General features: G+C 38.3%; 13 protein-coding genes, 1 riboswitch and 1 other annotated feature. Of the genes, 12 read left to right on the top strand and 1 reads right to left on the bottom strand.

Annotation, left to right across the window (positions count from 1 at the left end):
* Nucleotides 1-221: 221 nt before the first annotated feature.
* From ABH966_RS02935 to ABH966_RS02885, 11 genes are all read left to right on the top strand, one after another.
* The gene (locus ABH966_RS02935) at nt 222-1,913 is read left to right on the top strand and encodes an AMP-binding protein (protein ID WP_370075573.1); all 1,692 of its coding nucleotides are present in this window, start codon (nt 222-224) and stop codon (nt 1,911-1,913) included.
* Between the two features lie 207 nt (nt 1,914-2,120).
* Nucleotides 2,121-2,702, top strand: coding sequence for a fatty acid metabolism transcriptional regulator FadR (locus ABH966_RS02930; RefSeq protein ID WP_049667778.1), 582 nt, complete (start codon nt 2,121-2,123; stop codon nt 2,700-2,702).
* Between the two features lie 14 nt (nt 2,703-2,716).
* The gene (locus tag ABH966_RS02925; RefSeq protein WP_370075572.1) at nt 2,717-3,490 is read left to right on the top strand and encodes an enoyl-CoA hydratase; all 774 of its coding nucleotides are present in this window, start codon (nt 2,717-2,719) and stop codon (nt 3,488-3,490) included.
* 117 nt (nt 3,491-3,607) lie between these two features.
* The gene (locus ABH966_RS02920; protein ID WP_049667561.1) at nt 3,608-4,381 is read left to right on the top strand and encodes an electron transfer flavoprotein subunit beta/FixA family protein; all 774 of its coding nucleotides are present in this window, start codon (nt 3,608-3,610) and stop codon (nt 4,379-4,381) included.
* A gap of 51 nt (nt 4,382-4,432) precedes the next feature.
* A complete protein-coding gene (locus ABH966_RS02915) occupies nt 4,433-5,410 on the top strand; it encodes an electron transfer flavoprotein subunit alpha/FixB family protein (protein ID WP_370075571.1) in 978 nt (325 codons plus the stop codon).
* A gap of 430 nt (nt 5,411-5,840) precedes the next feature.
* Nucleotides 5,841-6,074: a binding site (T-box leader), on the top strand.
* A gap of 186 nt (nt 6,075-6,260) precedes the next feature.
* Nucleotides 6,261-7,619, top strand: coding sequence for an amino acid permease (locus ABH966_RS02910; RefSeq protein WP_370075570.1), 1,359 nt, complete (start codon nt 6,261-6,263; stop codon nt 7,617-7,619).
* Between the two features lie 124 nt (nt 7,620-7,743).
* Nucleotides 7,744-8,055, top strand: coding sequence for a thioredoxin (gene trxA, locus ABH966_RS02905; RefSeq protein WP_004226420.1), 312 nt, complete (start codon nt 7,744-7,746; stop codon nt 8,053-8,055).
* 141 nt (nt 8,056-8,196) lie between these two features.
* Nucleotides 8,197-9,987, top strand: coding sequence for an excinuclease ABC subunit UvrC (uvrC, locus tag ABH966_RS02900; protein ID WP_370075569.1), 1,791 nt, complete (start codon nt 8,197-8,199; stop codon nt 9,985-9,987).
* 10 nt (nt 9,988-9,997) lie between these two features.
* Entirely contained in the window at nt 9,998-10,192 is a 195-nt protein-coding gene (locus ABH966_RS02895) for a hypothetical protein (RefSeq protein WP_370075568.1), read from the top strand.
* Nucleotides 10,193-10,328: 136 nt separating this feature from the next.
* Nucleotides 10,329-10,507, top strand: a riboswitch (Lysine riboswitch).
* A 218-nt stretch (nt 10,508-10,725) separates the two neighbouring features.
* Nucleotides 10,726-11,964: an aspartate kinase gene (locus ABH966_RS02890; protein WP_370075566.1), complete on the top strand. Its 1,239-nt coding sequence runs from the start codon at nt 10,726-10,728 to the stop codon at nt 11,962-11,964.
* 427 nt (nt 11,965-12,391) lie between these two features.
* Nucleotides 12,392-13,651, top strand: coding sequence for a methyl-accepting chemotaxis protein (locus tag ABH966_RS02885; protein WP_370075564.1), 1,260 nt, complete (start codon nt 12,392-12,394; stop codon nt 13,649-13,651).
* Nucleotides 13,652-14,181: 530 nt separating this feature from the next.
* On the opposite strand, the gene ABH966_RS02880 is transcribed toward ABH966_RS02885, so the two are convergent.
* On the bottom strand, nt 14,182-14,616 hold the full coding sequence (locus ABH966_RS02880) for a YslB family protein (RefSeq protein WP_370075562.1): 435 nt from the start codon (nt 14,614-14,616) through the stop codon (nt 14,182-14,184).
* 272 nt (nt 14,617-14,888) lie between these two features.
* On the opposite strand from ABH966_RS02880, the gene ABH966_RS02875 reads away from it, so the two are divergent.
* On the top strand, nt 14,889-15,497 hold the full coding sequence (locus ABH966_RS02875; RefSeq protein WP_370075560.1) for a succinate dehydrogenase cytochrome b558 subunit: 609 nt from the start codon (nt 14,889-14,891) through the stop codon (nt 15,495-15,497).
* Nucleotides 15,498-15,543: the final 46 nt, after the last annotated feature.

Genomic DNA, 15,543 nt, shown 5'->3' with positions numbered 1-15,543 from the left:
AATATTAACTCAGCTTTGTGCATGAAAAAAGAAAGAATGAATGAGTATTCATACGCTCTGTCGATCAAAAATCCTAAGAAATACAGTTATATAAATGTTGTTAAACGCATAATAATTAATCGAAAATGCACTTATTTTCTATTTTGTGTTTGAAAGAGTATTTCTTTTTCATTATAATTAAAATAAGAGTTTACAAATTTGGGGCAAAGGGGAGAGGACGTATGACAACAAAACCATGGCTAAAAAATTATCCTGAAGAAATACCATCGTCTTTAACGTTTGAGGAAATTCCTGTGCAAGAGTTTTTGACACGTGCCTATAAAAAGAATCCATCCAAAGTTGCGATTCATTTTATGGGAAAGGATTTGACGTACACTGAGCTATATGATTCAGCGCTAAGGTTCGCAAACTATTTACAAGCCCTTGGAGTAGAGAAGGGAGATCGAGTAGCTATTATGCTGCCAAACTCACCGCAAAGTGTAATCGCTTACTACGGGGCAATGTATGCTGGAGCGATTGTCGTACAAACAAATCCACTTTATACTGAGCGTGAACTTCAATATCAAATGGCTGATTCAGGTGCGAAAGTTATTTTATTGATGGATATTTTGTATCCACGTGTTATGAAAATCATAAAAGAAACTGCACTTGAAAATGTAATTGTCACGGCTATTAAAGATTATTTACCATTTCCAAAAAATTTGGTTTATCCCTATATTCAAAAAAAACAGTACGGTTTTAGTGTAAAGGTTGAACATAGTGGTCAAAATCATTTATTTACAGAAATTATGCGCTCAGCGCCCATCAAAATGATTGATATTCCATTTGATTTTGAAGAGGACGTAGCACTGCTTCAATATACAGGTGGAACGACTGGCTTCCCTAAAGGTGTAATGTTGACCCATAAAAACTTAATTGCTAATACAACAATGTGTGATGCGTGGATGTATAAATGTGTACATGGCGAGGAAACCATTATGGGCATACTGCCATTCTTCCATGTTTATGGTATGACGGCTGTTATTTTATTATCCGTATTCACGCAAAATAAGATGGTGTTATTACCAAAGTTTGATGCAGAGACAGCGTTAAAAACAATTGATAAGCAAAAGCCAACACTATTCCCAGGTGCACCGACTTTATATATTGGTTTATTAAATCATCCGGATATTGCAAAGTACGACTTGTCGTCTATCAAAGCATGCATAAGTGGATCCGCTTCATTGCCTGTAGAGGTGCAGGAGAAATTTGAAGCGGCAACAGGGGGAAAACTTGTCGAAGGATATGGATTAACAGAAACTTCTCCTGTCACACATTCAACACCTATTTGGGGTAAGCGTGTCATGGGCTCGATTGGTTTACCTTGGCCAAATACGGATTCAATAATTTTACGTGCAGGGGATGCTGAGGTGCTTCCAGTCGGTGAGGTTGGTGAAATAGCTGTAAAGGGCCCTCAGGTTATGAAAGGCTATTGGAATCGCCCTGAGGATACTGCAGCGGCGTTCGTAGATGGCTGGTTTTTAACAGGCGATCTTGGCTATATGGACGAGGAAGGCTATTTCTATGTAGTTGATCGTAAAAAAGATATAATTATTGCAGGTGGTTTTAATATTTACCCTCGTGAGGTAGAGGAAGTACTATATGAGCGCGAAGAAATTCAAGAATGTGTTGTTGCTGGTATACCTGACCCGTATCGTGGAGAAACCGTAAAAGCTTATATTGTTTTAAAAGAAGGATATTCGATTACGGAAGACGAATTAAATAAATATTGCCGTCAAAACTTAGCTGCTTTCAAAGTTCCTCGCTATTATGAGTTTAGAGATGAGCTACCGAAAACAGCAGTTGGAAAAATTTTGCGGCGCGCATTAGTTGATGAAGAAAAAACGAAATTGGTGAATAAAGAAGCAAAATAAATACGTGATAAAGTATTGACAAGCAAAGATGTAAATTATAATATGAAAATATGAATGAATGACCATTCATATTTTCATATTTTTTTAGGTTGCCACGTCATATCCTTAACAATCTATCAGTTTGAGATGGCTGGTCATTGAAGGATGACATCATGTATTGAGCATGAATTTAGACGTGTGCAAGTTTTTTTAGGTGGTGATATAAAAGTGAAACGTGATAAGCCAAAATATAAGCAAATTATTGATGCAGCTGTCATCGTTATTGCAGAAAATGGGTATCACCAAGCACAGGTATCGAAGATTGCTAAACAGGCAGGGGTGGCCGACGGAACAATCTATTTATATTTTAAAAATAAAGAAGATATATTAATTTCTGTCTTTAATGAAAAAATGGCTGTTTTTGTAGAGTCATTACAAGATATAATAGAAAATGGAAGTACGTCTAAGGACAAACTTTCACGAATGATTGAAAATCATTTTAATGTTCTAGCGACAGATCGATACCTAGCAACCGTCACACAATTGGAACTACGACAATCGAATAAAGATTTACGACTGAAGATCAATTCGGTGTTAAGAGAGTATTTACAATTACTTGATCAAATTTTAATCGAAGGTATGCTGTCAGGTGAGTTCAATCAAACGATGGATGTACGCTTGGCACGTCAAATGGTATTTGGAACAATTGACGAAACCATTACATCGTGGGTTATGAATGAATATCGATATGATTTGATAGAACAGGTTCCAAAAGTTCAGGCATTAATCTTGAACGGCATTAAAGCTTAAAAGGATGTGGAGAAATGGAATTTCTAAGTTGGAAAGCAGAGGATGGAGTAGCGATTATTACAATTGCACGCCCACCAGCAAATGCATTATCTCGTGGGATCATTACCGAAGTAAATGCTGTGCTAGATGAAGTAGAAAATGATGACACTGTACGTGTCCTTGTACTTCATGGCGAAGGTCGTTTCTTCTCAGCTGGTGCAGACATTAAAGAATTTACAGAGGTTGGATCTGGTGATGAATTTTCAAAACTAGCGAACAATGGGCAACAAGTTTTTGAGCGAGTTGAATCGTTCTCTAAACCTATTATTGCTGCAATTCATGGTGCTGCACTAGGTGGGGGCCTTGAACTAGCGATGAGCTGTCATCTGCGCTTTGTGACAGAATCTGCGAAATTAGGACTACCTGAATTACAATTAGGTCTTATTCCAGGTTTTGGGGGTACACAACGACTACCTCGATATGTAGGGGTTGCAAAAGCTGCAGAAATGATGTTTACAAGTGAGCCGATTTCTGGTACAGAAGCTGTACAATGGGGTTTAGCGAATCGTGCATTTACAGATGAAGCATTATTGGAAGAAACGCTAAAGGTAGCGAAGAAAATTGCGAAGAAGAGCCCAGTTGCTTTAAAAGCAGCTATTCAAACATTGCAATATGCTAAGCATGCTTCGTTTTATGAAGGTATTGAGGCAGAAGCAAAATCCTTTGGCACAGTATTCGTTTCGGAAGATGCAAAAGAGGGAATTCAAGCATTTATTGAAAAACGCGAGCCTGTGTTTACTGGTAAATAATATTCCATCAGTGTCGATAGCGACTTGAAAGAGTGATATCGACGTTATCGACACTGAAAATATATAATATTTATAAGTTTACTTAGAAATAAAAAACGTTGCAGGAGGTATGGATATATGAATATTTTTGCATTAATTAAACGTACGTTTGATACAGAAGAAAAAATTGTTGTGTCGGGTGGTAAAATCCAAGAGGATGGCGCAGAGTTCATCATCAATCCTTACGATGAATATGCCATTGAAGAGGCAATCCAAGTACGTGACGCTGCTGGCGGTAAAGTAACAGTTGTATCAATTGGTGGCGAAGATACAGAGAAGCAATTGCGTACAGCTCTTGCGATGGGAGCAGATGAAGCAGTTCTTATTAATACAGAAGACGATCTAGATGAACTGGATCAAAATGCAGCAGCATATATTTTAGCTGAATATTTAAAAGATAAAGATGCTGATTTAATTTTAACAGGAAACGTTGCAATTGACGGAGGCTCTGGCCAAGTAGGACCTCGTGTTGCAGATTTACTAGGTATTAACTATGTAACAACAATTACAAAGCTTGAGATTGACGGAACATCTGCGAAAATTGTACGCGATATTGAAGGTGACTCAGAAGTTATCGAGACATCTTTACCACTTTTAATAACAGCTCAACAAGGTTTAAACGAGCCACGTTACCCATCTTTACCAGGGATCATGAAAGCGAAGAAGAAACCGCTTGCAGAACTTGAGTTAGATGATTTAGATATTGATGAAGATGATGTAGAGGTTAAGGTAGAAACAGTTGATATTTTCTTACCGGCTCAAAAGGCAGCAGGCCGTATTCTAGAAGGCGAACTTTCTGCACAAGTAAAAGAGCTAGTAAACCTACTTCATACAGAGGCGAAAGTAGTTTAAGTCATCTGATGACACAAATCGAATCTTAAAGGGTAACGGAGGGAATATACTATGACAAAAAAAGTATTAGTATTAGGTGAAGTTCGTGAAGGAAGCTTACGTAATGTTTCTTTCGAAGCAATCGCAGCTGCAAAGCAAATCGCAGACGGTGGTGAGGTTGTTGGTGTTCTTTTAGGGGATGCCGTAGCAAACTTAACTGGTCCATTATTTGAATATGGTGCAGACCGTGTTGTAACAGTGGAGCATCCACATTTAAAACAATATACATCTGATGGCTATGGTCAAGCTTTATTAGCAGTAATTGAGGAAGAAAAGCCAACTGGTATCGTATTTGGTCATACTGCAAACGGTAAAGATTTATCACCGAAAATTGCAAGTAAATTACAAGCAGGTCTTGTATCTGATGTAACGTCAATTGAGGGTGCTGGCGATGATGTTGCATTCATCCGTCCAATTTACTCTGGTAAGGCTTTTGAAAAAGTTAAAGTAAAAGACGGTTTGGTTTTAGCTTCAGTTCGTCCAAATAATATTGCACCATTAGAAAAAGTAAGCGGTAAATCAGGTGACATCACTTCTATTACTGTAGATATTACAAACCTTCGTACAATCATTAAAGAGGTAGTACGTAAATCTTCAGAGGGTGTTGATCTTTCTGAGGCAAAAGTAGTTGTAGCAGGTGGTCGTGGCGTAAAATCTGAGGAAGGCTTTGAACCATTAAAAGCGCTAGCAGATTTACTTGGTGGTGCAGTTGGTGCTTCACGTGGTGCATGTGATGCTGAATATTGTGACTACTCACTTCAAATCGGTCAAACAGGTAAGGTAGTAACACCAGACCTTTACATTGCAGCGGGTATTTCTGGAGCGATTCAACACTTAGCTGGTATGTCAAACTCAAAAGTAATCGTTGCGATTAATAAAGATCCAGAAGCAAATATTTTCAAAGTTGCGGACTACGGTATCGTAGGTGATTTATTTGAGGTAGTGCCTCTTTTAATCGAAGAATTTAAAGCGTTAAAAGTGAATGCCTAATTAAATTATCTTCATTCAGCAAATTTACTGAATGAAGATAAAGCCTCCGGCGGATGTCACGGATTTTGAATTGTGCAGGCACAATTCGAAATCCGGACACAATTACGCCAAGGCGAAATTAATATTTGTTTTGTAGCGGGGAGGATGTGTCTTCCCCGCTTTTTTGCGTTCGAATTTTTTGATTTTTTAAAGTTATTGCAAAATAAAATGTTGACATAATTAATTTTAGAACGTATAGTGATGAATATTAATTTAACTTCTTTCAGCGGATCAAACATCTGTACCTGTCGCTACGCTTTCGGTACAAAAAACATCCGCTGAAAGAAGTTAAAGCCTCCGGCGGATGTCATGGAATCGGGAAGGAGTTCTTTGTGCAAGCACAAAGCCGATTCCAGACGCAATTATGCCGAGGCATAATTGATTTTTATAAAGAAACGCAAAGATTAGGAGTAGTAAAAGCTCATTATTTGGTGAAGAGAGCTGCGGGTTGGTGCGACGCAGTCCAATAAGACTTTGAACTTGCCTAGGAGCGGTAAGATAAATGGAATTTGCAGAATATTCTATTTGCTGGACGGTTAACCTTCGTTATTAGGTTTTAAAGCTGGGTTCTAATAGAACCAATTAGAGTGGTACCGCGGTTTGCTTATGGCATATCGTCTCTTCTTTCATTTGATAATGAAGGATCAGACGATATGCCTTTTTTGCGTCTAGGCTAAAGCGCTACATCCTCGAGGTCGCTTCGATCCCCGGGCAAAAATGGAGGAGCACTTACTTTTGCTTCTGGCTCTCCAGCGCTTGTCGGATGTAAACGAGCACTTTAGCGCATTTGTTGATTTTAGGAGGTAAGGAAATGGAAAATGATAATCAGAAATTACAGAGAACGATGACCTCACGGCATATTACGATGATGGCTTTAGGTGGTGCCATTGGTGCAGGGTTGTTTAAGGGAAGTAGTACAGCCATTGATATGGCAGGACCATCAGTACTAATTGCGTACTTAATTGGTGGGATTATTCTGCTATTTGTTATGCAAGGTTTAGCAGAAATGGCAGTCCGCAATAGCGAAGCGAGAACATTTAGAGATTTAGTGCAAGCCGTTTTAGGAAAGTATCCAGCTTATTTCCTAGATTGGATTTATTGGAAAATGTGGGTGTTAAATATTGCGGCGGAATCTATAGTTGCGGCCATTTTTATTCAGTATTGGTTGCCAGATTATCCAATTTGGATACTTGCATTATCTGTTTCGGTGTTAGTTACAGCCATTAACTTGTTATCGGTGAAAGTTTTTGCTGAAACTGAATATTGGCTGGCGTTAATTAAAATTACCGTTATTGTGGTGTTCATCATAGCGGGATTAATTTTATTGCTTGTTACTTTTGGTAATCATACAGCTGTTGGTTTTTCAAATTTAACGGAGCATGGTGGTTTCTTCCCGAACGGATCAATGGGGTTGATTGCTGCAATGCTTGTAGTTATTTATTCTTATGGTGGTACTGAAATTATTGGTATTACATTAGCGGAAACGAAAAATCCAGAGAAAGTAGTGCCAAAAGCTGTTCGCAGTACATTAGTACGTATCGTGACTTTTTATTTAATTCCTTTCTTTATTATCGTTAGTTTGATTCCTTGGAATGAAGTAAACGGGGTGCCAGAAAGTCCGTTTGTAATGGTTTTTAAAATGATTGGGATCCCTGGTGCTGACCATATTATGAACGCTGTTGTTCTACTTGCTATTATTTCATCAATGAACTCGGGACTTTATGGTTCATCACGTGTTCTGTATACACAAGCTGTGGACGGGCGTGTACCTAAAATCTTTGCCCATTTATCAAAAAGAAAAGTTCCGGTATATGCCATATTAGCGTGTACGTTAGCTTTATATATGGCTGTAATATTTTCTTTATTTGCGGGAAGCAAAACTTTTGATTTCCTAATGGGTTCGCTTGGATATACCGTGTTATTTATTTGGTTAATTATTGCGATTGCACATCTGAAATCGCGTAAAAAACAGCCGGAAAAAACAAGTACCTATGCAGTAAAATTGTTCCCTTATACAACTTGGATCGCTATTATTGCGTTAAGTGCAATTCTGATTGGTATTATTTTCACAACATCTATTATCGTAACAGGTATTACATTAGCTATTTATCTCTTTATTACGCTAACTTATGTCTTTAAAGGTCGTTTTCAAGAAAATGAGGCTAAATAACAAATCAACTTAATGCCTTTTTCGACCTTATTTTTCATAATTTTTGCATACTAGGCAGATTGTTCGCTCAAGAGAATTTATCCATGCTATACTACAAACATAGTAAGTTTAAGGAGGATTTCAAATGGCAATTGTACATGCAACAGATGCAACTTTCCAAGACGATATTAAAGAAGGTTTAGTACTAGTAGACTTTTGGGCTGCTTGGTGCGGACCATGTAAAATGATTGGACCAGTTCTTGAAGAAATGGATGCTGCAGGTAGTGCGGCTAAAATTGTAAAAGTAGATGTAGATAACAACCAAGGTACTGCAGCGCAATACCAAATTATGTCTATCCCATCATTACTATTATTCAAAGACGGTGAATTAGTAGACAAAACTGTTGGTTTCCAACCAAAAGAAGCGTTAGAAGCATTTATCGCAAAACATGCTTAATTTGTAAGAAAAAATGAGTCAAGCCATCAATATGATGTGCTTGGCTTTTTTTCGTTATATAATATAGAGAAAAAGCGAACGTTATATTTGAGAATAGACAAATCTTTATTTGCTTTTTTAGAAAAAGGGGGCAGGTAGGCGATGAATGATTTAATTAAACGAAAGCTTGAAATTTTACCAGATCAGCCTGGCTGCTATTTGATGAAAGATCGACAAGGAACCATTATTTATGTCGGGAAAGCAAAAGTGCTGAAAAATCGAGTACGCTCGTATTTTACTGGTACGCATGAAGGGAAAACACAGAGACTTGTAAGCGAAATAGAAGACTTCGAGTACATTGTGACATCCTCCAATATTGAAGCTTTAATTTTAGAGCTTAATCTTATAAAACTACATGATCCGAAGTACAATATTATGCTAACGGATGATAAAACGTATCCGTATTTAAAAATTACAAATGAGAAACATCCACGTCTTATTACAACACGAAAAGTGAAAAAGGATAAGGCGAAATATTTTGGGCCATATCCGAATGCGTATGCAGCAAGTGAGACAAAAAAGCTGCTAGATCGTTTGTATCCTCTGCGAAAATGTGTACAACTCCCTACCAAGGTTTGCTTGTATTATCACATGGGGCAATGTCTAGCCCCTTGCGTGAAGGATATTGAAGCTGAAACTTACCACGATATGATTGAGGATATGACAAAATTTTTAAATGGTGGGGTTGAGGAAGTCAAAAAGGAGCTAGAAGTAAAAATGCTAGCGGCCGCAGAAAATTTAGAGTTTGAGCGTGCAAAGGAATTTCGCGATCAAATTGCACATATCGATACAGTCATGCAAAAGCAAAAAATCGTATCAAGTGATACAACGAATCGTGATGTATTTGGCTATGCCGTCGAGAAGGGTTGGATGTGTGTTCAAGTTTTCTTTGTTCGTCAAGGAAAGCTTATAGAGCGAGATGTCTCGATTTTCCCGGTTTATCAAGAGGCAGAAGAGGAATTTTTAACGTTTGTTGGACGATTTTACGAGAAGCTAGAGCACATTAAACCTAAGGAGATTTTTATCCCACGATCTATTGATGCAGATATTTTAACGGAATTACTAGAAGTTAAGGTACTGACACCAAAACGTGGGCAAAAAAAAGAGCTAGTTGAATTAGCGACGAAAAATGCTGAAATTGCTGTAGCAGCGAAGTTCCAGCTTATTGAACGTCAGGAAGAGCGCACAATAGGAGCATGTGAGGCGCTCGGTGAAGCGATGGGCATTTCTACGCCGTTACGGATTGAAGCCTTCGATAATAGTCATATGCATGGGACAGATGCTGTATCTGCAATGGTTGTATTTATCGATGGAAAACCTGCGAAGAAGGAGTATCGAAAATACAAAACACGTACCGCCGCCAAGCACGATGATTACGGGGCAATGCAGGAAGTAATACGTCGTCGATACACACGTGTATTAAAAGATGGTCTACCTTTACCGGATTTAGTACTAATAGATGGTGGGAAGGGACAAATGGAAGTCGCGCGTGAAGTATTAGAGGATGAGCTCGGCCTTGTCATTCCAATTGCCGGATTAGCAAAAGATGAAAAGCATAATACTTCACAGCTTCTATTTGGTGATCCACCAGAAGTTATTGCGTTAAAACGTACAAGTGATGGATTCTACTTATTACAACGAATTCAGGATGAAGTACACCGCTTTGCTATAACCTTCTTACGACAGCAGCATGAGAAACACGCTATACAATCTGTCCTCGATAATATAGAGGGAATTGGTCCAAAGCGAAAACAACAATTACTCAAGCATTTTGGTTCTGTCAAAAAAATTCGTGAGGCAAGTATGCAGGCATTACAAGAAGCAGGGATGCCTGCTAATCTTGCTAGCAATATTCATGCTTATTTTCATTCAGCAGAAGACTCTCACCTCTAAAGGTAGTGAGATGAATGCAGATGGAATTCCTTTTCAGTGGGTGTACAAACACCTACTGAATGAAAATAAAGCCTTCGGACGCATTGTTTATCTGTGCGAAAGCGAAGCGTCAGCGGCAAATGTCTTCTGCGCGAAAGCGAAGCGTCAGCGGCAATTACGCCAAGGCGAAATTGATTTTCGACAAGACACATTGTCAAAGGATTAGACGTATGCTAAGGTTGTATATAACATTGCTCTTCAATAAAGCGATGTTATATACGGCGCCTTAGTTTTTTTAGTAGTTTCTACTTATTGAATTGGAAATTTCTTCACTAAGGTTCAATTAAATACGATCACTATTTAGTGATGATAGAGGTGCAAGGTTCAAGAGTAGTACATGCGAGGACGAACAAGTCCAGTGAAAATGTATGAAAGGGGAACTTGCCGAAGTGGAGCATCGTTGTTTCCGATGCTGTGCTGGTTTTACATTTAAGAGATGTAAGACTGTCGATTCTAAACGTTTCGGAGAGCTATCACACATGCGCAAGTTACTTTATTGTACATGTTATAGGCAGCTTTCACGTTATGTGAGGAGCTGCCTTTTTAGTTTTCCGAAACAACATTTTTTCAAGTCTGTTACTTTTACCTAAGAGGTGAAGGGGTGCTATTTGCTTTTGTGGTGTTATTTTGTGAAAAGCTGCAAAAGCATAGCTACTTTATAATCAGTAAAATGATTGAATACGAAGGAGAATGATAAAGATGGCGAGAGTTGTGATGAAATTTGGTGGTGCTGCATTAGCATCAACAGAGCACATTCAAAATGTTGCGCAAAAGGCGATTGCAGAAAAGGAAAGAGGTTTTGATGTTGTCGTTGTCACTACAGCTATGAGGAGTATATCTAAAGGATTAACAAAGATGGTTCGTGATTTATCAGACAATGCATCTAAGCGTGAACTAGACGCATTACTTTCAACAAGCTCACAACTTACTAGTACATTAGTGGCAATTGCTTTACAGGAGGAAGGATATGATGCTGTGTCATTAACGGGCTGGCAGGCAGGCATTGAAACTGATGCTATGTATAGCAATGCCCGTATTGATGGGATGGATGCTAGACGAATAGAAGAGCATTTTGTACAGGGGAAAATCGTAGTCGTTGCTGGGGAACAGGGTATCGATAATTTACGGAATATTACGACGTTAGGTAAAGGTGGGGCGGAAACGACAGCTATAGCCATTGCAGCAAAATTGAAGGCGAAGCGGGTAGATATTTACACGAATGTGGATGGAGTCTATACAGCTGATCCAAGTCATGTTGCTGGGGCACAAAAGCTAAAAGAAATTTCCTATGATGAGATGCTAGAGCTATCAAACTTAGGGTCACAAATTTTACACCCGCGAGCTGTAGAGTTAGCAAAGAAGTTTCAAATCCCGGTTATCATTAGGTCGAGCGAAATAGATACAGTAGGTACTTTATTGAAGGAGGAAGTTGAAATGGAAAAAAATTTAATTGTACGAGGTGTTGCCTATGAGTCAGACGTTATTCGCTTAACGATTGGTTATGATGCTTATTCTAATGCTTCGTTAGCAGATATGTTCACAATACTTGCGGAAAATCGTATAAACGTCGATATAATCGTACAAGCAATAATTGATGGCTTAAAGCCGACTGTATCATTTACCATTTTAAAAGAGGAGTTCGCTGAAGCATTACGTGTACTAGAAGATAGTAAAGTATCACTAGGATTTAGTTTTGCTGATTTTGAAATTGGTTTAGCGAAAGTTTCCATTATTGGATCTGGTATGGCATCTAATCCAGGGGTGGCTGCCCGAATGTTTGATCGTCTACGCCGTGAAGATATCCCTGTAAAAATGGTAAGTACTTCTGAAATAAAAGTGTCTGTCGTTGTACCTCAGGACGAAATGATTCGTGCAGCAAATGCATTACATGATGAATTTAATTTATTTCAGGAAATGTCTTTTGTACAGAAAGTGTAGCGACAACTGAGTGATCAACTTCGTGCCGCTGACGCTACGCTTTCGCGCAAAAAACATTTGTTGGCCTAATGCCTTCGGACGCAATTTAAAAGAGTCAAAGATGGATAGAGCACCCAAAGTCAAATTCGTGGATAGAGCCACCAAAATCGTGGATAGAGCACCCAAAATCGTAGATAGAACCACCAAAGTCGTGGATAGAGCACTCAAATTCATGGATAGAGCCACCAAAATCGTGGATAGAACAGCCAAAGCGACGGAAAGAAGGGCATAATTGATTTTAGAACAAGCGCTTTTCATATAATGTTGAAGAGGATGTGTCAGTAAAAGGCACATCCTTTTTTGTTCACATCAATTTAATACTTTATCTAATTCTATTGTTATATAATAAAATATGACATGTTTTACCAAAGGGAAGGTGGAAGTTTGTATGGGGTTATTTGGTTTATTTCAAAAGTCAATGGATGAAAGCGTTGAGAAGCACAACGATTTAGAAATACAAATATTAAAAAAGCGAATTTTGGAATTGGAACTTGAGCAGGAAAGTATTGATGTGAAAAATGCGATTTTAGACTTTGTACTAGCGCATATGGAGTTAATTAATTTTCAAACGGCTTTAAAGGTTCAAAATGTCTCTACGAGTGTAGGGGATATTTCAGCAATGAGTGAAGAAATGTCGTCAAATACAGAGGAGGTGCTTGCGGTTGAGCAAAATGTTAATGCAAACATTCAAGAAATAAAACAGCATTCATTACTACTTGTAGAAGAAATGGAATCATCCATTTCAAAAGGTGAAATGGTTCAGGAGCTGTTGACCAAAGGAGCAAATTCAACAGAGCAACTGAATGATGAAATGACTAAAATGGATGATATCAGTAAAGGTGTAACCGGGATTGCCGATCAAACGCAACTACTATCTTTAAATGCCTCTATTGAAGCCGCACGTGCTGGTGAGCATGGAAAAGGCTTTAATGTTGTCGCGATGGAGGTAGGGAATTTAGCCAACAGCTCGAAAGGTTCATTGCAAGAAATGACAAAGATTCGCTCAGTCATTGATAAGAAATTACATAATACAATAACAAATATTAAAGAAGTCGAACATTATTTAACTGACTTTATAAGTGTCATGAAGGACAATATTGCTAATCTGACTGTAACAAGTAGAAATATTGAAGAAGCAGCACATGGTATTCATCAAATAACAGTTGCATCAGAAGAAAATGTAATAGCTGTAGGTCGTTTAGCGGAAACGACGACGGAATTATCACATTCTAGTGACTTCTCGAATATAATACAAAATCAAGTATCTGAAATGTTAAAAGCTATTGCACCGACAATCAGAAAACCATCAGAGCAAACGGTAGTTAGCCAATTGGCAGCAAGGTTAATGGATCATGCTAGCTTTTTACGAAATGCTATTCAAAAGGCTGGTCAGAAAGAAACGATAAAAACGTATCATCAATGTATGTTTGGAAAATGGTATTACGGACATTTTGAGGAATATCAGAACTTACCAGAATATCGTCATATTGAACAACCACATGAATTAGTACATATGGCCGCACAAAAATTAGTGAATGAACTGTCAATTAATAACATAGAAGAAATGATTCAACACTCACTTAATATTTTGGAGGCATTTATTGGGTTAATAGATGTACTTTTAAAAGAAAGACGTGCACAACTATAAATTAGAAAAATGATTCGTAAACATAAACGAGGGGGTGATTTCCGTTCTGGCTAGGCGCTTTGTAGCTGTCGCTTTGCTTTTCGCTACAGAAAACATTTGTTGCTGACGCTTCGCTTTCGCGCAGAGCAGAGCTTCCTGGGGGCGTCCGATGAGCCGCTTCACTCGCTATGCTCGCTCCAGGGTCTCGGGCCAACACGATGTTGGTTACGAAGGCGTTATCACAGGACGTGATGTTCTTAGCCTTCGTTCCTCTATTGCTGATCCCCAAGGAGTCGCCCAGCCTCCACTCCAATCAGCCAATTCACATGACATACGCTTTAGCAACATGTCATCCCTAAACTCATCATCATAACGAGGGGGTGATTTCTGTTCCATCACGACGCTTTACTGGGGGCGTCCAATGGAGCTACTTCGCTTGTCCATTTATGACGCTACTCCAAGGAGTTGCCCAATCTTCGCTACAATTAAATTCTATTGTATACATAAAAAGGATTGTCATCCATAAATGTGGGATGGCAATCCTTTTCGTTTTATTCTGTAGGAACGGTATTCATGATTCTTTCTTTAACGTCCCATTTTACTGTGAACGTTACATTTTGTTGCTTTTCACGTTTTTCATCATAGCATTCTGTTAAATAACCTTTTACTTGCTGGATTTGCTCAGCTATAAATCCTGCTTCAAGTCTAAAGCTTCGAAGACCGATTTGTAACAGTTCTGGATCATTTGTCAACTGGAATATACGTCCATCTTTCGATTCTTTGACAAGCTCTAAATTACCCCAACAGGCATCTGCGAAAAATGCGATAAGTTCATCTTGACTTGTACATGGGAACTTCCGAGCTAGATCTTTTCCTGCCCAGTAAAGGACATCATCTTCGTGTTTACCAAGAATGGAAGATAAAATATAATCGCGAATTATCTCATAGCCAAATGCTGAGATTGTAGGAGATGAAGTGTTTAACATTGAAAGCCTTCTTTCTTAGAATTTTCTTAAAATTCGACACTGATAAAGTAAAGATAGATTTTTCGAGAAAAAACGATGCATCATGTACTAGATTACTTATTTAATAAGGAATATGAAAAACTTTAAGTTGCCTTGACGCTCGTAGCTCTTGAGAGTACAATAAACATGTCATAATATTGTACCATGATGAAATACACAGTCAATGAAGTATCAGTTACAAAATGATGACTTCTTTAGTTGTGCTATTTTAAGTACTAAGGGGGGTAACAGTCTTGTCGAAAGATCGAGAGTTTTTATGGCGTCGCTTACATTCTCTACTTGGTATCATTCCAGTAGGTCTGTTTTTAACGATGCACCTGTTCATTAACTTTACAGCAACAGGCGGAGCAGAAAGTTACAACGATGCTACCGCAGTAATGGAAAAGATTCCATTCCTTATCCTAGTTGAATGGATTGTCATTTATATTCCATTAATGTTCCACGCATTCTATGGTGTCTACATTGCATTCACTGCTACACCAAATACAGGACGTTTCAGCACATACCGTAACTGGATGTACTCATTACAACGTTTCACTGGTGTATTCTTAGTGATCTTCATTGCATGGCATATTTTCCAAACTCGTATTCAAAAAGCACTTGGTACAGAAGTTGATTACGACATGATGGCGGATATCGTTTCTAATCCATTCATGCTTGGATTCTACATCGTTGGTATTATATCAGCAACTTTCCACTTATCTAACGGTTTATGGGCATTCCTAGTTAGCTGGGGTATTGTACAATCTCCTCAGTCTCAAAAGATTGCTACTTATGTAACAAACATTATTTTCGTAATTCTAAGTGTAGTTGGTGTGGCTGCTATTTTAGCTTTTGTTTAATTTAATAGAAGCTACTATAGAGTACATGCAATCATTGCAATTTTTT

The organism is Lysinibacillus sp. RC46, from assembly GCF_041262385.1.
Taxonomy (GTDB): Bacteria; Bacillota; Bacilli; order Bacillales_A; family Planococcaceae; genus Lysinibacillus.
The sequence above is the reverse complement of the archived record's forward strand: the minus strand, read 5'-3'. Positions and strand labels throughout refer to the sequence as shown.